Annotated in this window: 21 protein-coding genes, 1 pseudogene and 1 riboswitch; of the genes and pseudogenes, 14 read left to right on the top strand and 8 right to left on the bottom strand. The window is 58.3% G+C overall.

Translation table 11 applies throughout. The annotated features are described in order from the left end of the window. The 3 genes from gcvT to ACIQ0Q_RS06775 all read right to left on the bottom strand — a co-directional run. Positions 1–800: glycine cleavage system aminomethyltransferase GcvT (gene gcvT / locus ACIQ0Q_RS06785; RefSeq protein ID WP_395772186.1), on the bottom strand; the 800-nt coding region annotated here is incomplete at its 3' end. Between the two features lie 49 nt (positions 801–849). Further along, positions 850–1,284 (bottom strand): NfeD family protein, encoded by a 435-nt coding sequence (locus ACIQ0Q_RS06780; RefSeq protein ID WP_395772185.1) that lies wholly within the window; start codon positions 1,282–1,284, stop codon positions 850–852. Further along, a complete protein-coding gene (locus tag ACIQ0Q_RS06775) occupies positions 1,281–2,207 on the bottom strand; it encodes an SPFH domain-containing protein (protein WP_395772184.1) in 927 nt (308 codons plus the stop codon). The genes ACIQ0Q_RS06780 and ACIQ0Q_RS06775 overlap by 4 nt, the downstream gene beginning before the upstream one ends. Positions 2,208–2,292: 85 nt before the next feature. Here ACIQ0Q_RS06775 and ACIQ0Q_RS06770 point away from each other — a divergent pair, with 85 nt between their 5' ends. The 7 genes from ACIQ0Q_RS06770 (at position 2,293) to dusB (ending at position 8,834) form a co-directional block, all read left to right on the top strand. Beyond that, entirely contained in the window at positions 2,293–2,865 is a 573-nt protein-coding gene (locus tag ACIQ0Q_RS06770; RefSeq protein ID WP_395772183.1) for an RNA polymerase sigma factor, read from the top strand. Next, entirely contained in the window at positions 2,862–3,377 is a 516-nt protein-coding gene (locus ACIQ0Q_RS06765) for a hypothetical protein (protein WP_395772182.1), read from the top strand. The genes ACIQ0Q_RS06770 and ACIQ0Q_RS06765 overlap by 4 nt, the downstream gene beginning before the upstream one ends. A gap of 21 nt (positions 3,378–3,398) precedes the next feature. After that, a complete protein-coding gene (locus ACIQ0Q_RS06760) occupies positions 3,399–4,538 on the top strand; it encodes a PDZ domain-containing protein (RefSeq protein ID WP_395772181.1) in 1,140 nt (379 codons plus the stop codon). Positions 4,539–4,639: 101 nt separating this feature from the next. Further along, positions 4,640–5,545 (top strand): aldo/keto reductase family oxidoreductase, encoded by a 906-nt coding sequence (locus ACIQ0Q_RS06755; protein WP_395772180.1) that lies wholly within the window; start codon positions 4,640–4,642, stop codon positions 5,543–5,545. Between the two features lie 66 nt (positions 5,546–5,611). Beyond that, positions 5,612–6,940 (top strand): NupC/NupG family nucleoside CNT transporter, encoded by a 1,329-nt coding sequence (locus ACIQ0Q_RS06750; RefSeq protein ID WP_395772179.1) that lies wholly within the window; start codon positions 5,612–5,614, stop codon positions 6,938–6,940. 2 nt (positions 6,941–6,942) lie between these two features. After that, on the top strand, positions 6,943–7,863 hold the full coding sequence (locus tag ACIQ0Q_RS06745) for a ribokinase (RefSeq protein ID WP_395772178.1): 921 nt from the start codon (positions 6,943–6,945) through the stop codon (positions 7,861–7,863). Between the two features lie 2 nt (positions 7,864–7,865). Further along, positions 7,866–8,834, top strand: a complete 969-nt coding sequence (gene dusB, locus ACIQ0Q_RS06740) for a tRNA dihydrouridine synthase DusB (protein ID WP_395772177.1) — start codon at positions 7,866–7,868, stop codon at positions 8,832–8,834. Here the strand turns inward: dusB and ACIQ0Q_RS06735 are convergent. Beyond that, positions 8,831–9,265, bottom strand: coding sequence for an OsmC family protein (locus ACIQ0Q_RS06735; protein WP_395772176.1), 435 nt, complete (start codon positions 9,263–9,265; stop codon positions 8,831–8,833). The genes dusB and ACIQ0Q_RS06735 overlap by 4 nt on opposite strands. A 173-nt stretch (positions 9,266–9,438) precedes the next feature. On the opposite strand from ACIQ0Q_RS06735, the gene metK reads away from it, so the two are divergent. The 4 genes from metK to ACIQ0Q_RS06715 all read left to right on the top strand — a co-directional run bounded on the left by metK (position 9,439) and on the right by ACIQ0Q_RS06715 (position 13,745). Further along, positions 9,439–10,650 (top strand): methionine adenosyltransferase, encoded by a 1,212-nt coding sequence (gene metK / locus ACIQ0Q_RS06730; protein ID WP_395772175.1) that lies wholly within the window; start codon positions 9,439–9,441, stop codon positions 10,648–10,650. Between the two features lie 84 nt (positions 10,651–10,734). Then, a riboswitch (S-adenosyl-L-homocysteine riboswitch) is annotated at positions 10,735–10,817 on the top strand. Between the two features lie 20 nt (positions 10,818–10,837). Further along, on the top strand, positions 10,838–12,259 hold the full coding sequence (ahcY, locus tag ACIQ0Q_RS06725) for an adenosylhomocysteinase (protein ID WP_395772174.1): 1,422 nt from the start codon (positions 10,838–10,840) through the stop codon (positions 12,257–12,259). A 50-nt stretch (positions 12,260–12,309) separates the two neighbouring features. Further along, positions 12,310–13,131, top strand: coding sequence for a methylenetetrahydrofolate reductase [NAD(P)H] (metF, locus tag ACIQ0Q_RS06720; RefSeq protein ID WP_395772173.1), 822 nt, complete (start codon positions 12,310–12,312; stop codon positions 13,129–13,131). A 20-nt stretch (positions 13,132–13,151) separates the two neighbouring features. After that, complete coding sequence (locus ACIQ0Q_RS06715; RefSeq protein WP_395772172.1) at positions 13,152–13,745, top strand: hypothetical protein; 594 nt, start codon at positions 13,152–13,154, stop codon at positions 13,743–13,745. Here the strand turns inward: ACIQ0Q_RS06715 and ACIQ0Q_RS06710 are convergent, their stop codons facing one another. From ACIQ0Q_RS06710 to ACIQ0Q_RS06695, 4 genes are all read right to left on the bottom strand, one after another. Continuing rightward, entirely contained in the window at positions 13,746–15,017 is a 1,272-nt protein-coding gene (locus ACIQ0Q_RS06710) for a sensor histidine kinase (protein ID WP_395772171.1), read from the bottom strand. After that, complete coding sequence (locus ACIQ0Q_RS06705; protein ID WP_395772170.1) at positions 15,001–15,687, bottom strand: response regulator transcription factor; 687 nt, start codon at positions 15,685–15,687, stop codon at positions 15,001–15,003. The genes ACIQ0Q_RS06710 and ACIQ0Q_RS06705 overlap by 17 nt, the downstream gene beginning before the upstream one ends. A 5-nt stretch (positions 15,688–15,692) precedes the next feature. Continuing rightward, complete coding sequence (locus tag ACIQ0Q_RS06700; protein WP_395772169.1) at positions 15,693–16,136, bottom strand: hypothetical protein; 444 nt, start codon at positions 16,134–16,136, stop codon at positions 15,693–15,695. A gap of 227 nt (positions 16,137–16,363) precedes the next feature. Then, the gene (locus ACIQ0Q_RS06695; RefSeq protein WP_395772168.1) at positions 16,364–17,227 is read right to left on the bottom strand and encodes a RimK family alpha-L-glutamate ligase; all 864 of its coding nucleotides are present in this window, start codon (positions 17,225–17,227) and stop codon (positions 16,364–16,366) included. Positions 17,228–17,270: 43 nt separating this feature from the next. On the opposite strand from ACIQ0Q_RS06695, the gene thiS reads away from it, so the two are divergent. From thiS to ACIQ0Q_RS06680, 3 genes and pseudogenes are all read left to right on the top strand, one after another. Continuing rightward, complete coding sequence (gene thiS / locus ACIQ0Q_RS06690; RefSeq protein ID WP_395772167.1) at positions 17,271–17,471, top strand: sulfur carrier protein ThiS; 201 nt, start codon at positions 17,271–17,273, stop codon at positions 17,469–17,471. A gap of 39 nt (positions 17,472–17,510) precedes the next feature. Further along, on the top strand, positions 17,511–18,305 hold the full coding sequence (locus ACIQ0Q_RS06685; RefSeq protein WP_395772166.1) for a thiazole synthase: 795 nt from the start codon (positions 17,511–17,513) through the stop codon (positions 18,303–18,305). After that, positions 18,305–18,667 (top strand): annotated as a pseudogene (locus ACIQ0Q_RS06680) (tRNA (guanosine(46)-N7)-methyltransferase TrmB); the annotation flags it as partial. The gene ACIQ0Q_RS06685 and the pseudogene ACIQ0Q_RS06680, both read left to right, overlap by 1 nt.

Raw genomic sequence — 18,667 nt, 5'->3', positions numbered from 1 at the left:
GTACGGCCGATGAAATCACGGCCCGCATCCAGCGCTACGGTCCAGGCCAAACCGGCCTCATAGGGACTGACGGTCTCATCCATGTCCTGGCCGTACAGGGCCATACCGGCTTCCAGACGCAGAGTGTCGCGCGCGCCCAAACCACAGGGCCGCACACCGGCCGCGGCCAAGGATTGCCAGAACGCAATGGCGCGGTCTTCGGGAACCATGATTTCAAACCCATCCTCTCCGGTGTAGCCGGTGCGTGCGATGAACAGCCCATCGGCGTCGCAGGCCACGAATTTACCAAGCGCTGCTGCAACGGCGGCGCCTTCACTGCTGAGCAGCGACAGGACCTTGGCACGCGCATTCGGACCCTGCACCGCGACCATGGCCAGATCGGCGCGTTCTTTGAGCACCACATCGAAACCGGCGACCTGCGCCGTCATCCAGGCCAGATCCTTGTCGCGGGTGGACGCATTGACCACGACGCGGTAGAAAGTGTCATCCAGGTAATACACGATGAGGTCATCGATGACGCCCGCGGCCTCGTTGAGCATGCAGGAATAAAGCGCTTTGCCCGTAACTTTCAGTTTTTCGATGGAGTTGGCGATCAGCCGGCGCAGATAGGCCCGGGCATCTGAGCCGTGCACGTCGATGACGGTCATATGCGAAACATCGAACATACCGGCATCGTGGCGCACCGCATGGTGCTCTTCAATCTGGGATCCGTAATGGATCGGCATGTCCCAGCCCCCGAAATCGACCATCTTGGCGCCGGCATCCCGGTGGGTCTGGTGGTAGATGGTTTTCTGGATCATGGTGTTCCTGATGGCGGCGGCAAACGCCTATTATCGCATAGCGCCCCGCTCAATCGGTGAGGTCGATTTTCAGGATGCCGTCATCTGCGGCAATCACGGTGACCCGCGCACCCTGGGGAGCATCGGGACCCTGCACCTGCCAGAAGGCATCACCAATCTGCACACGGCCATGGCCGTTGACGATGGCCGACTCCAGCACCAGAATCCGGCCGAGCAGCTGTTCCTGTTTGCGGTTCAGCAGGGGCTGATCGGAGTTTTCGCTGGTCTTGCGGAAATAGCGCCAGTAAATGCCGACCGACACAAATGACAGGATGACGAATACGAGAATCTGCGCTAGCAGGGGCACCGAAATACCGGTGACCAGCAGCAGGAACACGCCAGCAGCGGCAAAACCGAGCCAGAGTAACAGGATGCCCGGGGCAAGCGTCTCCAGCCCAATCAGGACCAGCGCCAGAACGGCCCAAAAAATGGCGGCATTGCTCATTTGGATTTATCCGGCGACGGCTTTTCCAGACTGGCCTTGGCCAGCTCGGCGATGCCGGCGATCGATCCCATGACCCCGGTGACCTCGGTCGGGAGGATCATCAGCTTCTGATTGGGCGAATCAGCAAACTTGCCAAGCGCCTCCACATATTTCTGGGCCACGAAGTAATTGATGGCCTGGACATCACCTTGGGATATCGCGGTGGATACCAGCTGGGTAGCCTTGGCCTCGGCTTCAGCCAGGCGCTCGCGGGCTTCGGCTTCGCGGAAGGCGGCCTCTTTCTTGCCTTCGGCCTGCAGGATGGCGCCCTGCTTCTCGCCCTCGGCACGGAGAATCTCGGCCTGACGAAGTCCTTCGGCTTCCAGAATATTGGCGCGCTTTTCACGTTCGGCCTTCATCTGCCGAGCCATGGCATCGACCAGATCTCGCGGCGGCTGAATATCTTTCAGCTCGATGCGGTTGACCTTGATACCCCAAGGATGCGTGGCCTGATCGACGACGTTGAGCAGCTTGGCATTGATTTCATCGCGCTTGGACAACGACTCGTCCAGATCCATGGAGCCGATGGCAGTCCGGATATTGGTCATCACCAGGGCGATGGTGGCCTGCTGCAGATCGGACACCTCATAGGCGGCCTTGGCGGCATCCAGCACCTGGAAGAACACCACGCCATCGACCTTGACCACCGCATTGTCCTTGGTAATCACGTCCTGAGACGGGATGTCCAGCACCTGCTCCATCATGTTCACTTTGCGGCCGATGTCCTGCATGATCGGAATCAGGATGTGCAGGCCGGGCGTCAGGGTCTTGGTGTACTTGCCGAAGGTTTCGACCGTCCATTGGAAGCCTTGCGGCACCATGCGCACGGCTTTATAGAGAACCACCAGGGCGAAAAACAGCAGGGCAATATACAGAAAATTCATGGAACACCTCGGCTCTTGAGTGGGTCTATTATAGGCCGATTCAATTCGGTGCGACCCTTTTCCGCCCTGGGGCATCTTGTAAACAGTGAGCCATTCAACCCACTTCGCGATCGATGTGCCGGACAGCCTGATTCAGCGCGCCAAACGCGGGGATAGACAGGCGTTCGAGCAGATTTACCACTGGTTTGAACGGCCGATTTACACCCTGGGACTGCGCCTGTGCGGGCAGCCCGCCGAGGCTCAGGAGGTACTGCAGGATTGCATGATCAAGGTCATGACCCGGATTGCCGAGTTCAACGGCCAGTCCCCGTTTTGGGGCTGGCTCCGGCAGATTGCCGTGAACGAGGCACTCATGCGGCTGCGGCGCAGCGCCAAAGGCTTCATGGAGGTGGATGTGTATGACTCGGATATTGCCGACAGTGCTACCGCGATGCCGCCACAGGCGGCCGAAGCGGCGCAGATGATCGAGGCCCTGCAGACACTGCCGCCGCTGACGCGTTCGGTACTCTGGCTATACCACGTGGAAGGCTTTACCCATGAAGAGATTGCGCGATATGTGGGAAAAACACCCTCCTTTTCGAAATCACAGCTAGCCCGCGGTACCCAGAAACTCCGCAATACGCTCGCGATCTCCCCTGCTACAGGAACCAAAGCATGAACACCGCCATTGATCTGCCGAATGCACTGCGTCAATTGCCGCTGGAAACACCGGCAACCAGTGCATGGCCCGGTCTGCAGCAACATCTGTCACAAAAGCGGAGCTGGCCGAAGCCGGCATTGGCGCTAGTGGCCAGCACGGCATTGGCCGTATTGCTCTGGCAAGCGCTCTTTCATAATGCACCAACACCGGAGGCCGCAGATATGCAGGCAACCCAACAAACCGACATCCAGTCCCTGATGGAACAGTCGGCGCGACTGGAAACCGCTTTCTACGCCCAGCAGGACGATGCCATCTCCAGCGCCAGCATCATCGCCGCCAACCTCGGCATCGAAGACCAGCTCGTGGTAATCGATGCCGATCTCTCGGAACAGTCCACGCCGGAACAAACCCGCGCACTCTGGCAACAGCGCGTTTATTTGCTCGACCAGGGTCTGCAACTCAACCGTACCAATGCCGATTTCAATGCAGTCGGCCGTAATTTCGATCTGGCTCTCGCCATTACCAACTGAACCGTCCTCAAGGAGTCCTCCATGTTCACCAAGAAAAAAGCCATACCGCTGATACTCGTCGCTGGATTTCTTTCCACTACCGCATTCGGACAGATCCCGAAAGCATCTGCCGATGAACAGAAAGCCGCGCGTGCGGAAATCGAGCAGCTGAGCAAGCGCATCCAGGAGCTGTCGAAAAAGCTCGGCCCGGATGACCAGATGCAGATCACCATCATCGAAACCAAGCGCGACAGCGAAACCGGCACGGTCGAGCGCAGCGTCATCACCACCGCGCCAGCCGGCAAGGGCGCGGGCTGGACTGAATCCAAACGTGGTGGTAAGCGCATCGAAATGCGCCAAGCCGCAACGCGTATTGGCCTAGGCCTGGTCATGGCGCCGAACAGTATTAGTGGTGTGAAGATCGCCGCAATCAGCCCCAAAGGACCCGCCAAGGAAGCCGGCCTGCAGGCCGGCGATGTGATTACCGCCATCGATGCTAATCCCATTACCGGAAAAAACCAGGCCGGCATGGTCCAGGCCCGTGCCGCACTTGCCAATCTGAAGGAAGGACAGACCGTCAAACTCGCCTACACCCGGAGCGGAAAAGCCGCGAGCGCAAGCCTGAAGGCCGCGAAAATCGAACCACTGATGATCGTCAACCGCGAAACCCGCACCATGGGTCCCGGCGGCAATAAGGCGCCTTTATTCACTTATGCCACACGCTGGCAAGGTCTGAATATGGCCGAGCTCAATCCGCAGTTAGGCCGCTACTTCGGCGTAAGCAGTGGCGTGCTGGTACTGAGCCCGAAAGCGGAATTTCCGCAATTGCAAGCCGGCGATGTCATTACCAAGATCAATGGCAAGGCGGTGGTTAAATCGCGTGATGTGCTCGAGGCCATGCGCGCTGGCAAAGAAGGCGACAAAATCGCAATCAGCCTATTGCGCGACCGCAAAGCACAAACGGTCAACATCACCCTGCCTAAAATGCCGCCCATGCCTCCGATGCCGCCCGGTCCACCGCGCGTTGCCATGCCATTTGATGGCGTCAATGGCGACAGCCTTTTCGCGGAAGATCTGGCTGGTGCTGAAAACGCATTCAGCATCATGACCCTCGGCGATGCCAAGGTGCCGAAAAGCTTTGAAATCGAAATCATGGATACGGAAAGCGGCGAGTCCCACTGAATTCCGGAAGATCCCAGAGAAACCCGGCGCAGCCGGGTTTCTCATTTCCAGACACCAGAACCGATAACACCTATTAATATAGGGCGTGCAAGGAGACCGCCATGACCATGCCCGCCACCAAACACGATGACCGCCTGATTCTCGGATGCTGGCGCCTGCATGAAAGAACACCGCTACAGATTGCCGGTCTTCTTGAAGCGGCGCTGGAATCCGGAATCCGCCAGTTTGACCATGCCGATATCTACGGTAACGGCAACAGCGAGCGGCTGTTCGCCGACGCCCTGCGGGGGCTCGGTTGCTCACGTGAATCCATTGTGCTGCAGAGTAAATGCGGCATCCGCGACGGTTATTACGACAGCAGCGCCGGTCATATCCTGAAAACGGTGGACGGCATTCTCGGCCGCTTGGACACCGACTATCTCGACACCCTGCTGCTGCATCGGCCCGACGCTTTGATGGAGCCGGCGGAAGTCGCCGAAGCCTTCAGCCGGCTGCAGGCCAGCGGCAAAGTCCTGCGCTTCGGCGTCAGTAACTTTCAACCGATGCAGATCGAGCTCTTGCAGTCAGCACTGGAGCACCCCCTATGCGCCAATCAAGTGCAGTTCGGTCTGGCGCATACCGGACCAGTAGATGCGGCACTGCAGGCCAATACCCACCTTGACGGTGGCATCAACCGGGATGGTTCGGTGATCGATTACTGTCGCATGAATGGACTGCGCGTGCAGGCCTGGTCGCCACTGCAGTTCGGCATGTTTGAAGGCAATTTCCTGGGGCATCCGGATTTCGCGGAGTTGAATCATGCCCTGCACAACATGGCGCAGGTTTATGGCGGCAATGCCGGTGCTATCGCCATTGCCTGGATACTTCGGCACCCGGCGAACCTGCAGGTCCTGCTTGGCAGTACCGATCCGCAACGCCTGAAATCACTGGCCACGGCGACCGGCATTGCCCTGCAGCGCGAGCACTGGTATGCACTCTACTGCGCTGCCGGCAATCCCCTGCCCTGACCTGCGGGCTTGCCCTATCCGGCGTCGTAGACTACCCTTTGACGGTCACCTTCTACGGATTTCCCCATGAGCGCAGTGCTTTTCGGACTTTTCGGCCTCAGCTGTCTGCTGGCCATCGCTTGGTTGTTTTCCAATAACCGGCGTGCCATTGATTGGCGATTGATTTCCACAGGCGTTCTGCTGCAGATCCTGTTCGCTGCATTCGTATTGCTGACACCATTCGGTGCCGCCGTGTTCGGCGCCGCCGCACATGCCTTCGTAACCGTTTCTGGTTTCACCACGGAAGGTGCCAGAATGATTTTCGGCGACCTAGCAACGGCCGATAAATTCGGCTTTATTTTTGTGTTCCAGGTTTTGCCAACGGTGATTTTCTTTGCTGCGCTCACTGCCGTTCTCTATCACTTGGGCATTCTTCAGATGGTTGTCAAAGGCATGGCATGGGCGATTACCAAAGTCATGCGCCTGTCGGGTGCCGAAACCACCTCGGTCTGTGCCAGCGTGTTCATCGGCCAAACCGAGGCACCGCTGACGGTTCGGCCCTACATCGGCAAGATGACCGAATCCGAGCTGCTGACCATGATGGTTGGCGGCATGGCGCATATCGCCGGCGGCGTGATGGCTACCTACGTGGCCATGCTGGGCGGCACCGATCCGGAACTGCAGGCTTTCTACGCCAAGCATTTCCTGGCCGCTTCCATCATGGCGGCTCCGGCCACCTTTCTGGTTGCCAAAATGCTGATTCCGGAAACCGGCGAACCGTTAACGCGCGGCAACATCAAAGTCGAGGTGGAAAAAACCTCGGCGAACATCATCGATGCCGCTGCAGCCGGCGCTGCCGACGGGGTCAAGCTGGCCATCAACATTGCCGCCATGCTGCTGGCTTTCGTGGCACTGATCGCCATGATCAACGCCATCATCGGCTGGTTCGGCGATTTGCATCTGTCCGGCTATCAGAGCCTGAACATGATGCTGAACCAGGGTGCTGCCGCCGGTGCCGCACCGGTCACGCTCAACCTCGGCCTGATTCTGGGTTACATCCTGGCGCCAATTGCCTGGGTGATTGGCATTGACTGGAACGATGCGGTGATCGCCGGCGGCCTGATCGGCCAGAAAATCGTACTCAACGAGTTCATCGCCTATCTGCAGCTGTCGCAGATTCCAATCGGTGAAGGCGCAGGCGCCATCAGTGAGCATTCCCGCTTGATTCTGACCTACGCACTGTGCGGCTTTGCCAACTTCGCTTCGATTGCCATCCAGATCGGTGGCATTGGCTCCTTAGCGCCGGAACGTCGTTCCGATCTGGCCCGCTTCGGTCTGCGTGCCGTGCTTGGCGGCACGATCGCCACCTTGATGACCGCCACCATCGCCGGCGTCTTGCTGCACTTCGGAGTTTAACCATGTTGATTGTGGTGGGCTCCTACAACCAAGATCTGGTTTGGCGCACAGCACAGTTTCCAAAAGCCGGCGAAACCCGAATCGGTCTTTTCTCGCAAGGACCCGGCGGCAAAGGCTTCAATCAGGCCATAGCCGCACAACGGCTTGGCAGCCAGCCCTTATTCATCGCCGCCCTGGGTAATGACGCGCTCGGTGAAAATGCGCAGAAACTGGCTGAAGCGGAAAACCTGCGCTGTGCCTGGCAATTGTTTGAAAATACCGCTACCGGAAATGCTGCGATTTGGGTGGATGCGTCCGGTCAGAATCGGATTCTCGTTGACTTGGCCGCCAACCGGCAGCTATCCCCCGAACATATTGCCGCACATGCTGACACATTTTCCTCAGCTAAAGTGGTACTGGTCCAATACGAAGCCAATCCTGCCGCCAGCCTGCAGGCTCTGGTTTTGGGCCGGAAATACGGAGCCCTCTGTTTGGTCAACCCCGCACCAGCCAGTACCGATGCCACGGACTTGCTGGCCATGGCCGATATCATCACACCGAATGAAAGCGAGTTCACCTCGTTGCTGCAGCAAACCGGCGAAGCAGTCAGCACCGAGTCGATTGCAAATCTGAGCTCCGGGCAACTGCATCTGCTGGCACGCCGCTTGCCATGCGCCACGGTGATTATCACGCTCGGCGAGCGCGGCATGCTGCTCAGTACCGATAGCGGCGTTGAGGAAATCACCGCGCCTGAGGTCATTGTCCGCGACACCACCGGAGCCGGCGACTGTTTCAACGGCGCCTTGGTGGCGGAACTGGCCGCAGGCAGAACGCTTGCCGATGCCTGCGGTTTTGCGGTCAAGGCGGCCTCCTGCAAGGTCGAGCGTGCCGGTGCGGCGCTGACCATGCCGACCCGCAACGATATCGCAGCACGCTTCGGCTGATCATGCGTATCGGGCCACATGTCATTTCGCCAAACCTGATTCTGGCGCCGATGGCCGGCGTCACCGATAAGCCGTTCCGTATGCTGTGCAAGAAAATGGGTGCGGGTCTGTGCGTCTCGGAGATGACCATTTCCGATCCGCGTTTCTGGCGAACCAATAAATCGGTGCATCGCATGGATCACTCCGATGAACCGTCGCCGATATCGGTGCAGATTGCAGGCACCGACCCGAAACAGCTGGCCGAAGCCGCGCAATTCAATGTCGATCATGGTGCACAGATCATTGACATCAACATGGGCTGTCCGGCCAAGAAGGTCTGTAACGTCCTGGCCGGTTCGGCACTGATGCGCGATGAAAAACTGGTTGCCGCAATCCTGAGCACCACCGTCAAGGCCGTGGATGTTCCGGTCACTCTGAAAATCCGTACCGGCTGGAGTCCCGACTGCCGAAATGCCTTGGCCATTGCCCGCATTGCCGAAGACTGCGGTATCCAATCGCTGGCCATCCATGGCCGTACGCGTCAGGATTTTTATAGGGGTTTTGCCGAATACGACACGATTGCTGAGGTGAAACAAGCGTTGCACATTCCGGTGGTGGCCAACGGCGATATCACCGATCCGCATAAAGCCAAATTCGTTCTCGAATACACCAAGGCCGACGCGGTGATGATCGGCCGTGCCGCACAGGGCCGGCCCTGGATTTTCCGGCACATTCACCATTATCTGCAAACCGGCGAGCTGCTACCGGAGCCCTCGGTAGCATTCATTGCCGAAACCCTGCTCGGCCATTTGCGGCACCTGCATGAATTCTACGGCGAACTGCAGGGCGTGCGCATCGCACGCAAGCATTTGGGTTGGTATAGCGCCGAGCAGGAACACGCCACCGAATTCAGGGCACGGGTCAACAAGGCCGAAACGGCGAGCGAGCAGACGGCGATTACCGAGGATTATTTCTCGAGCTTGGCTGCTTAAGCCAGCGTTGCATCCAAGCTCACCGGCACCGCCAGTGCGCGCGAGATCACACACCCAGCCTTGGCGGCTTCGGCAATCTCGGCAAACTGCGCCGAGGTGATTCCCGGCACCTTAGCCAGCACGATCAGGTGCACACCAGTTACGGTCGGACCCGGATCAAAGCCCGGCTCCATCATCGCTTCGGCCCGGGTTTCGATCCGGTCCGGGGTGAATCCGGCTTTGCCGAGCACCGCCGACAGCGCCATGCTGAAACAGCCGGCATGTGCAGCGGCCAGCAGTTCTTCCGGATTGGCACCTTTCTCGTCCCCGAAGCGCGTTTTGAAGGAATAGTTCTGGTCGGCGAACAGACCGCTCTGCGGCGTGCTGATGCTGCCCTTGCCGGCGATCAGATCGCCCTCCCAGCGCGCGCTGGCGATGCGTTTGAATCCCATGGTGTTTCCCCCTTAACTGCCTGAAATGAATAGTCACTTTATCAAATTCCTAGCCAGTTGAACGCGGGCTAAACCGGGAGGTGAAAAAGTTGATGCGAAGCTGTGCATTTGCCTGTATTCTATGCGTTCCCCAATTTGTATCTTTCTATCTCGATTAAAGGATATATGCTGCGATGAGCAACTACCTGTTCACTTCCGAATCGGTCTCCGAAGGCCACCCGGACAAACTCGCCGACCAGATTTCAGATGCCGTCCTCGACGCCATCCTGGCCCAGGATAAGCATGCCCGTGTGGCCTGCGAGACCCTGGTGAAAACCGGCGCCGCCATCGTGGCCGGTGAAATCACCACCTCGGCCTGGGTCGATATCGAAGCCCTGGCCCGCAAGGTCATCAATGACATCGGCTACAACAACTCCAACGTCGGCTTCGACGGCCATACCTGCGCCATCATCAATATGATCGGCAAGCAGTCGCTCGACATCAACCAGGGCGTCGACCGCAAACGTCCGGAAGACCAGGGAGCGGGCGACCAAGGCCTGATGTTCGGCTATGCCACCAATGAGACCGAAAGCTTCATGCCAGCAGCCATCCATCTGTCACACCGTCTGGTCGAGCGCCAGGCGAAAGTGCGCAAGCAGAAGAATTCGCCGCTGCCGTGGCTGCGTCCCGACGCCAAGAGCCAGGTCACCCTGCGCTACGAAGGCGATAAAGCCGTAGCCATCGATGCCGTGGTACTGTCGACCCAGCACGATCCCGGTATCAAGCAAAAAGATCTGATTGAAGCCGTGCGCGCGCACGTGATCGATCCGGTACTGCCAGACAAACTGCTGCACAAGGGCACCAAGTACCACATTAATCCGACCGGCAAGTTCGAAATCGGCGGGCCGGTCGGTGACTGCGGCCTCACCGGCCGCAAGATCATTGTCGACACCTACGGTGGCTGGGCCCGTCACGGTGGCGGTGCATTCTCGGGCAAGGATCCGTCCAAGGTCGACCGTTCAGCCGCCTATGCCGCCCGTTATGTGGCCAAGAACGTGGTTGCCGCCGGCTTGGCCGACCGTTGCGAAGTCCAGGTCAGCTACGCCATCGGAGTAGCCGAACCGACTTCGATTTCGGTCACCACTTTCGGCACCGGCAAGATTCCGGACGTACAGATTGAAAAACTGATCCGCGGCCACTTCGACCTGCGTCCGTACGGCATCAGCAAGATGCTGGACCTGCTGCACCCGATTTACCAGCGCACCGCCAGCTACGGCCACTTCGGCCGTAAGCCACAGGAAGTGAGCTACGTCGACGGCCACGGCAAAACCCACAAAGCTACCGCGTTCAGCTGGGAAAAAACCGATGTCGCCGAAGCTCTGCGCAAGGCTGCAAAACTGAAGTAACCTGGAACCGGGGGCGGCGCAATCCACCCCCGTTTTCACATGTCATTCCGGCGCAGGCGGTATCATAGGTCTGCACCAAAACACCCCATCGAGGGGCGCTGCAAGCACCGCCGCGCGCGGAAGCACAGGCTCGATGGCGGTGGTCACTGCAACCGCGCCCGCTCACTTTGATCTATAAGGAGCGTGCATGAACGCCGTTACGAAACTGAAACCCGATTACAAAATCGCTGACATCTCTCTGGCCGATTGGGGCCGCAAGGAAATCGATATTGCCGAGGCCGAAATGCCGGGACTGATGTCGATTCGCAACAAATATGCTACCCAGGCCCCGCTGAAAGGCGTGCGCGTCACCGGCTCCCTGCATATGACCATCCAGACCGCCGTGCTGATCGAAACTCTGAAGGACATCGGTGCCGATGTACGTTGGGCGTCCTGCAACATCTTCTCGACCCAGGACCATGCCGCCGCTGCTATTGCCGACAGCGGCACCCCGGTATTCGCCTGGAAAGGCGAAACCCTGGAAGAATACTGGGACTGCACCCTCGATGCCGTGACCTTCCCGGGCGGCAAGGGTCCGCAACTGGTCGTCGACGACGGTGGCGATGTCACCCTGCTGCTGCACAAAGGCTATGAAATGGAACAGGGTTCGGATTGGGTCAACAGCCCGTCGGGCTCGCATGAAGAGCAGGTCATCAAGAACCTGCTGAAGCGCACCGCGGTCGAACGTCCGGGTTTCTGGACCAACGTGATGAAGGACTGGCGTGGCGTTTCTGAAGAAACCACTACCGGCGTTCACCGTCTGTACCAGATGATGGAAGTCGGCGGCCTGCGCGTGCCGGCCATCAATGTCAACGACTCGGTCACCAAGTCCAAATTCGATAACCTTTACGGCTGCCGCGAATCGCTGGCCGATGGCCTCAAACGTGCGATGGACGTGATGTTGGCCGGCAAGGTTGCTGTGGTCTGCGGCTATGGCGATGTCGGTAAGGGCTCGGCACACTCGCTGCGTGCCTACGGCTGCCGCGTCGTGGTGACCGAAATCGATCCGATCAACGCCCTGCAGGCGGCCATGGAAGGTTTTGAAATCAATACCGTGGAAGCCACCCTCGGCCGCGGCGATATCTACGTCACCACCACCGGCAACAAAGACGTGCTAACGCTGGAACACATGCAGGCCATGAAGGACCAAGCCATCGTCTGCAATATCGGCCACTTCGACAACGAAATCCAGGTTGACCGCCTGAACACTTCGGACGCGGTCAAGCTCAATATCAAGCCGCAGGTCGACAAATACACCTTCGCCAACGGTAATGCCATCTATCTACTTGCCGAAGGCCGCTTGGTCAACCTGGGCTGCGCGACCGGTCATCCGAGCTTCGTGATGTCGAACTCATTCTCCAACCAGACCCTGGCGCAGATCGATCTGTGGGCCAACAAGGACGTATACGAGCCGAAAGTCTACATCCTGCCGAAGAAGCTCGACGAGGAAGTGGCACGTCTGCATCTGGAGAAAATCGGGGTGAAGCTGACCGTGCTGACCGACGAACAGGCTGCTTACCTCGGTGTCGCCAAGGAAGGTCCGTACAAGCCGGAACACTACCGCTACTGAGTCCCCGAAAAGGGCGCGCATGCGCCCTTTTTTTATTTCCCGGAATTGAAATGAAGATTTCCTATGAGTTTTTTCCGCCGAAAACCGATGAGCAGCGCGCGCAACTGGACCGTACCGCGATTGCGCTGAAAGCCCACGCTCCGGAATTTGCCTCGGTCACCTTCGGTGCCGGCGGCTCGACCCTGAGCTATACCGGTGAAACGGTACAACACCTGGCCGATGTGCATGGACTGAATGCGGTGCCACACCTAAGCTGCATGGGCGGCACCCGCGAGGAGATCAGGGCCCTGCTGGACCACTACAAGGCCCGGGGCTGCAATCGCATCATCGCGCTGCGCGGCGACCTGCCTTCCGGCATGGCACGCGCCGGCGACATGCACTTCGCTGCCGATCTGGTACGTTTCATCAAAGACGAATACGGCGATGCCTTCGAAATCACCGTCGCCTGCTATCCGGAATTCCACCCGCAGGCCGAAGACGCCGAATCCGACATCGTGCGCTTTGCGGAAAAAGCGGCATTGGGTGCCAGCTCGGCGATTACCCAATACTTCTATAATGCCGATGCCTATTTTCGGTTCGTCGACGACGTGCGTCGCCGCGGCATCGACATTCAGATCATCCCGGGCATCATGCCGATTTCAAATTTCTCGCAGATCCGCCGGTTCTCGCAGATGTGCGGTGCCGAAATTCCACGCTGGATGAGCCAACGCATGCTGGGCTATGGCGACGATGCCGCCAGCATCCGCGAGTTTGCCGCTGACTGTGTAGCCGGTATGTGCCGGCGTCTTCTGGATGGCGGCGTCGGTGAATTGCATTTCTATACCCTGAATCTGGCCAAACCCGCCGAAGCCGTGCTCTCGCGTTTGCGCTGATGCTGCGCTAGAGTGCCGGTATGGCATCATTTCGCATTCCGCTGTTATTTCTGCTTCTGGTCGGCAGTACGGCATCCGCCCAGGACATGCGCCGGTGCCAAGGCACCGATGGCAGCGTGGTCTATACCGATCGCCTGTGCGAGTCCGAACAGAGCGAGAAGCCGGCCGCCTCTACTGCAACTGCAGTAGCGCCGAAAACGCTACGCTCCGGCCGTACCGGAATGCCACCGCCACCTGCCTGCAGTAAGAGTCCCGGTGAATTGCTATACAGCATACGCGCCGCCATTGACATGAAAGACGTCAATCAATTGGTGAAAAGCTACCATTGGCTGGGCGTCAGCCAGGAGCAGTCCGAAGCTCTGCTGACCCGTCTGGATACGATGGTGAATCGCCCGCTACTGGATGTGCAGCTGCTCTATCCGGAAATGGATTCCATTCCGGAATCAATGGCAGATGAGTTTGCCAGCGAGGACGACTATACCTACCGCGAAGCGGTGCAAAAACCACCCTATGCCATGAAAGTCATGCAGTACCGCAGCAATACCAGCACTGAAACGGTCAGCACAGCATTCCGCCTGCAACGTCATTATCAGTGCTGGTGGATCCGCTTCTGATCAGCTGAAGCGGAGAATGGCGACGGCACCACCCTGGTCACGCGGTGCAATGCTTACCTTCCAGCCATACAATTCACACAATCGGCGCACGATAGACAGGCCGATACCGCCGCCTGTGGTATTGCCGACGCTCGATCCGCGGTAGCCGCGTTCGAACAGACGCTCGGCATCCTCAGTGCTCAGACCGGGACCGGTATCTTCGATGGCGATATGGTCGGCCTCGACCCGGCAGCGCACTTCACCTTCAACCGTGTATTTACATGCATTACCCAAAAGATTGCCGATGGCGACCGACAAAACCGCTTCGGGAGCCTCGATGATGACGCCCTCGAGACCTTCGACATAAATTTCAACCGGCTTGTTGGCCAGATAAGGACGATTCGCTTCCACCAACTGACGCGCCAGTTTTGCAATATCGCAGCTGCCCATTCCACGCTCGTTGCGTGACAGCATCAGCAGTGCCGTGGTGAGGTCGGTACATTGCAACGCGGCGCGGTCGATACGCAACAGGCGCTGACGCATTTTTTCGGTGATATCGGGATTAGCCAGAAGCAGTTCGGTCGCACCGCGGATAACCGCCAGCGGCGTACGCAGCTCATGGCTAACATCGGCATTGAATTCGCGGTCCCGGCGAACAATCTGGGTCATTCGGCTGGAATAATCATCCAGGGCCGAGGCCAGCTGTCCGACTTCATCGTTTGGAAACAGTGGAGCAAGTTGCTGACTGCCCTCCTTGCCAACCATCATGCGCAGACGGCGCGCCAATTCCAGCACCGGACTGATTACACGGGATGACGACCAGATGCCAATCAACCAGGCCAACAAGGAAAAAATCGCAATGGCACCGATGACCAAAATAACGAGACGCTGCTCACTCAGGCTGGCGCTGGTGACGTCATAGCGGACATAACTGACCAGATCGGCGTCGCGCCGGATGGCATATTTATAGCGATGCAATTGCCCGTTGCCATCGACTTCCTCGATGTCGTACACGCCGGTTTTCAGGTCCTGCAACGCCAACGGCATCTTGTAGGCGTTTCGCGTGCTCCAGATCTTGGCCGAAAGCATTGAGAATGTTGCTGTACCCTGCGGATTGGTACGCACCTGAGCCACAAAGTTATCAACTTCACGTTGCAGCGTGCTTTCAATGAGTTGTCCTTCCAGCTTCGCGCGCAGATACAGGGACGATAGAGCGAACAGCGCAGTCAGCCCGAAACCCAGCAGGAAAAAAGAAAAGATGATTCGGGTTCGGAGTCTACGCCGGTACTGCATCGGGATCGACGATTCGATAGCCTATGCCGTGACGGGTCTGGATCAGTGCCGTAGGGAACGGCTTGTCGATGGCCGCACGCAGACCGTGGATGTGTACGCGCAGACTGTCGGAGTCGGGCAGCTCTTCGCCCCAAACCCGCGTCTCCAGCTCATTGCGGGTCACCACCGAGGGCGAAGCTTCCATCAATGCCTGCAGGATCTTCAAAGCAGTCGGATTAAGCTGGATTGACTCGCCGCCGCGGCGGACTTCTAGCGTATCAAGGTTGAACTCGAGATCGGCAATCGCCAAGGTGCGCGACAGATTGGTTTTGGTACGGCGTGCCAGAACCTCAAGACGTGCCTCAACCTCCTGCAGGGCAAACGGCTTGACCAGATAGTCATCGGCACCCGATTCGAAACCAGCCAGTTTGCTTTCCAGCGAATCGCGTGCAGTCAGCATCAGTACCGGAGTCTGTTTGCGACCTTCCATGCGCAGCTTGCGGCAGACTTCGATGCCATCGATGCCGGGCAGGTTCAGGTCGAGCACGATGGCGTCGAAGTCGTTGACCACGGCCAGATGCAGGCCGGTTACACCGTCAGCGGCATAGTCGACGGTATGGCCACGATCTTCCAGGTAATCCCCGAGATTGGCGGCGATATCGCGGTTGTCTTCAATGACAAGCAGTCGCATCCCCATCAACCCCCGGGAGCATGGGCCGAATCGCCTTTCTGGCCCTGCAGGGTGCGTTGCGTGGCATCGTAGCTGCGCTTGCGCGCGGCAACCGTCATGCAATTGCGTTTTTTCATGTTCGAACCAAGGGGTTTCTCGTAGGTGCAGACCAGTTTACTGTCGGCAAAAGTCTGCTTGAGAATGCTGTTGATGCGTATCTCTGCGGCCTTGGCAGCATCACTGGGCACTGACTCGCCAACGAGTAAGGCAAACTGCTCATTCAGTGCAGTACGATTTTCCTTGGTCAACTCGGTGTACTCCACCTGGCCCAACTTGGCCTCAATCTGCTGACGCTGCATGGAGACGTTGCCGGATGCCAGCGAAAGCTGGATAGCTTCAGCATCGAGGGTTGTGCCGGCATAGGCCAGTGATGACAGCAGAACCGCGGATAAAACAAGCAGACGCTTCATAAGTGTTTATTGCCCCGTAAATTAAAATAAAATCATGTCATGAGAATAGCACTAAATCGAACATTGGCAGTAAAAACCCGGCAAGCAGTTACCCGCTTGCCGGGTCAGGACTGTGAAGCTCCGATTACCATAACCGGTTGGTTGCTGACGAGGCGCGCAAACCGAAGAGATGGTCGGACAAGGCTAGACCCCAATAGGTTAATTTTTTGTTAATTACACCTGATGATTTAGTTATTCACGCTCATGTTTTGACCGTTCGTCCGGGAAATCAGCAAATCGAGCACTTCACCAGCCACATCGCAGCCTGTAGCCGCCTCCAAGGCCTCAAAACCCGGTGCGGCATTGACCTCCAGCAGCAGGGGCCCCGCCGCTGTCTGCAATAAATCAACACCCGCCACCACCAGTCCGAGGGAGGCCGTCGCTTCAAGCACCAACGCGCTTTCGTCTGCCTGCAATACCCGCGCTTCAGTGCGGGCACCCAGTTGCACATTGGCCCGGAACTCGCCGGATGCTGCGATCCGAAGCATCGCGCCGATGACATAACCATTGCATACGAAGGCGCGTACGTCCCTGCCGGCCGCCTCGGCAATGAATGCCTGCAATGTGTATCGCTCGCCTTGCGCACTCAAATCGGTCATCAAAGCAATGGCCGCTGCTACGTCGTCAACGCGATGCACGCCCCAACCGCCGGCACTGGCATCCTGCTTGATCAGCATCGGAAACCCAAACGGCAATTGCATGATTGCGGCCGCATCAAGAGGCGTTAACGGTGAAAGACTTTCCGGTATCGGTAGACCCCGGCGGCGATAAATCGCCAACGCAGCAGGCTTGTCGCGTGCCAATGCCACCGATTCAGCCGTATTCAGACAGACCGCACCGTATGCCTGCATCCGCGCCAGTAATTCCCCACCCGGCCTCTGCCAAATCGGCCCAAACCGCGGCAGAACGGCATCAAAAGCTCTCAGGAAGTCCGCTTCATGTGACGCCAACGGGTCGATCACCGTCACTTCGGCACCACGCTCCTGAGCCGCCACCTGCAAACGACGGTTGCCGTATAGCTCCGGGGTCCGCGATATCACCGCAATCTTCATATCACCGGTTTCCCGTTGCTTGGACAGGCGTTAAACTGTGTGTATGGAATTGTATCTCAACGGCGAATTGCGGCACTTTGACTCCGGCCTCGACATCCAACAGCTGATCGAGCAGCTCGCGCTATCGGGCCAGCGCGTGGCCGTGGAAGTAAACCGGCAGATCATACCTAAAAGCCGTCATGCCAGTTATCAATTGCAGGACAGGGATCGGGTCGAAATCATCCAGGCCATGGGTGGCGGCTGAGGGCTGACGGCCAACATCGATTCAGGCGATAATAGACGCATGAGCACGCCGACCATCCACGACCCGTTGATCATCGCCGGGAAAACCTACCGCTCCCGCCTGTTGACCGGGACCGGTAAATTCACAGACTTCCAGCAAACCCGCGAGGCCACCGATGCGGCTGGCGCCGAAATCGTTACGGTGGCATTGCGCCGGACCAATCTCGGGCAGAACAAGGGCGAGGCCAATCTGTTGGACTTCCTGCCACCCGACCGTTTCACACTCTTGCCTAACACCGCGGGCTGCTACAGCGCCGAAGACGCCGTGCGCACCTGCCATCTGGCGCGTGAATTACTTGATGGCCACAGGCTGGTAAAACTGGAAGTGCTCGGAGATCCCAAAACCCTGTTTCCGCATGTCACCCAGACCCTGCTCGCGGCCGAGCAGCTGGTGGCCGATGGATTCGATGTCATGGTGTACACCTCGGATGATCCGATCATCGCCAAGCAACTCGAACAGATCGGTTGCGTAGCCATCATGCCGCTGGCGGCTCCGATCGGATCCGGGCTGGGCATCCAGAATAAGTGGAGCTTGCTTGAAATCATCGAAAACGCCAAGGTTCCGGTTCTGGTCGATGCCGGCGTCGGAACCGCATCGGATGCCGCCATTGCCATGGAGCTCGGGTGCGACGGCGTATTGATGAACACCGCCATCGCCGCCGCAAAAGATCCAATCCTGATGGCTTCGGCGATGTGCAAAGCCGTGCAGGCCGGTCGTGAAGCCTTTCTGGCTGGACGCATGCCGAAACGCCGCTATGCCAATGCCTCCTCGCCGCTGGACGGTCTGTTCTTCTGATGTCGGATTCCGAAAACCCGCTTCCGGAGAAACCCGTCCGCAGCATCCGTAGCTTCGTGCTGCGTCAGGGCAGAGCCACCGAATCCCAGAAACGCGCCTTCGATTGGCATTGGCCGGCCATCGGTCTGGATTACGCGGGTAATCCCGTGGATTTCAGTACCGTATTTCCCAGACCGGCGGATACCGTCGTCGAAATCGGCTTCGGCAACGGCGAACAGCTGGTATTCGGCGCCCAGAACGAACCAGATCGCAACTTCATCGGCATCGAGGTGCACTCACCCGGCGTAGGGCGCGCACTCAATGCCGTGGCTGAGGCCGGTCTCGATAACGTCCGCATCTATCGTCATGATGCCGTGGAGGTT

Source organism: Arenimonas sp. (genome assembly GCF_044348765.1).
Classification (GTDB): domain Bacteria; phylum Pseudomonadota; class Gammaproteobacteria; order Xanthomonadales; family Xanthomonadaceae; genus Arenimonas.
The sequence above is the reverse complement of the archived record's forward strand: the minus strand, read 5'-3'. Positions and strand labels throughout refer to the sequence as shown.

Coding starts and splice junctions, on each gene's coding strand:
- ACIQ0Q_RS06780 (WP_395772185.1), bottom strand. CDS start 1,284: ATGAGCAATGCCGCCATTTTTTGGGCCGTTCTGGCGCTGGTCCTGATT.
- ACIQ0Q_RS06775 (WP_395772184.1), bottom strand. CDS start 2,207: ATGAATTTTCTGTATATTGCCCTGCTGTTTTTCGCCCTGGTGGTTCTC.
- ACIQ0Q_RS06765 (WP_395772182.1), top strand. CDS start 2,862: ATGAACACCGCCATTGATCTGCCGAATGCACTGCGTCAATTGCCGCTG.
- ACIQ0Q_RS06760 (WP_395772181.1), top strand. CDS start 3,399: ATGTTCACCAAGAAAAAAGCCATACCGCTGATACTCGTCGCTGGATTT.
- ACIQ0Q_RS06755 (WP_395772180.1), top strand. CDS start 4,640: ATGACCATGCCCGCCACCAAACACGATGACCGCCTGATTCTCGGATGC.
- ACIQ0Q_RS06750 (WP_395772179.1), top strand. CDS start 5,612: ATGAGCGCAGTGCTTTTCGGACTTTTCGGCCTCAGCTGTCTGCTGGCC.
- ACIQ0Q_RS06745 (WP_395772178.1), top strand. CDS start 6,943: ATGTTGATTGTGGTGGGCTCCTACAACCAAGATCTGGTTTGGCGCACA.
- dusB (WP_395772177.1), top strand. CDS start 7,866: ATGCGTATCGGGCCACATGTCATTTCGCCAAACCTGATTCTGGCGCCG.
- ACIQ0Q_RS06735 (WP_395772176.1), bottom strand. CDS start 9,265: ATGGGATTCAAACGCATCGCCAGCGCGCGCTGGGAGGGCGATCTGATC.
- metK (WP_395772175.1), top strand. CDS start 9,439: ATGAGCAACTACCTGTTCACTTCCGAATCGGTCTCCGAAGGCCACCCG.
- ahcY (WP_395772174.1), top strand. CDS start 10,838: ATGAACGCCGTTACGAAACTGAAACCCGATTACAAAATCGCTGACATC.
- metF (WP_395772173.1), top strand. CDS start 12,310: ATGAAGATTTCCTATGAGTTTTTTCCGCCGAAAACCGATGAGCAGCGC.
- ACIQ0Q_RS06715 (WP_395772172.1), top strand. CDS start 13,152: ATGGCATCATTTCGCATTCCGCTGTTATTTCTGCTTCTGGTCGGCAGT.
- ACIQ0Q_RS06710 (WP_395772171.1), bottom strand. CDS start 15,017: ATGCAGTACCGGCGTAGACTCCGAACCCGAATCATCTTTTCTTTTTTC.
- ACIQ0Q_RS06705 (WP_395772170.1), bottom strand. CDS start 15,687: ATGCGACTGCTTGTCATTGAAGACAACCGCGATATCGCCGCCAATCTC.
- ACIQ0Q_RS06700 (WP_395772169.1), bottom strand. CDS start 16,136: ATGAAGCGTCTGCTTGTTTTATCCGCGGTTCTGCTGTCATCACTGGCC.
- ACIQ0Q_RS06695 (WP_395772168.1), bottom strand. CDS start 17,227: ATGAAGATTGCGGTGATATCGCGGACCCCGGAGCTATACGGCAACCGT.
- thiS (WP_395772167.1), top strand. CDS start 17,271: ATGGAATTGTATCTCAACGGCGAATTGCGGCACTTTGACTCCGGCCTC.
- ACIQ0Q_RS06685 (WP_395772166.1), top strand. CDS start 17,511: ATGAGCACGCCGACCATCCACGACCCGTTGATCATCGCCGGGAAAACC.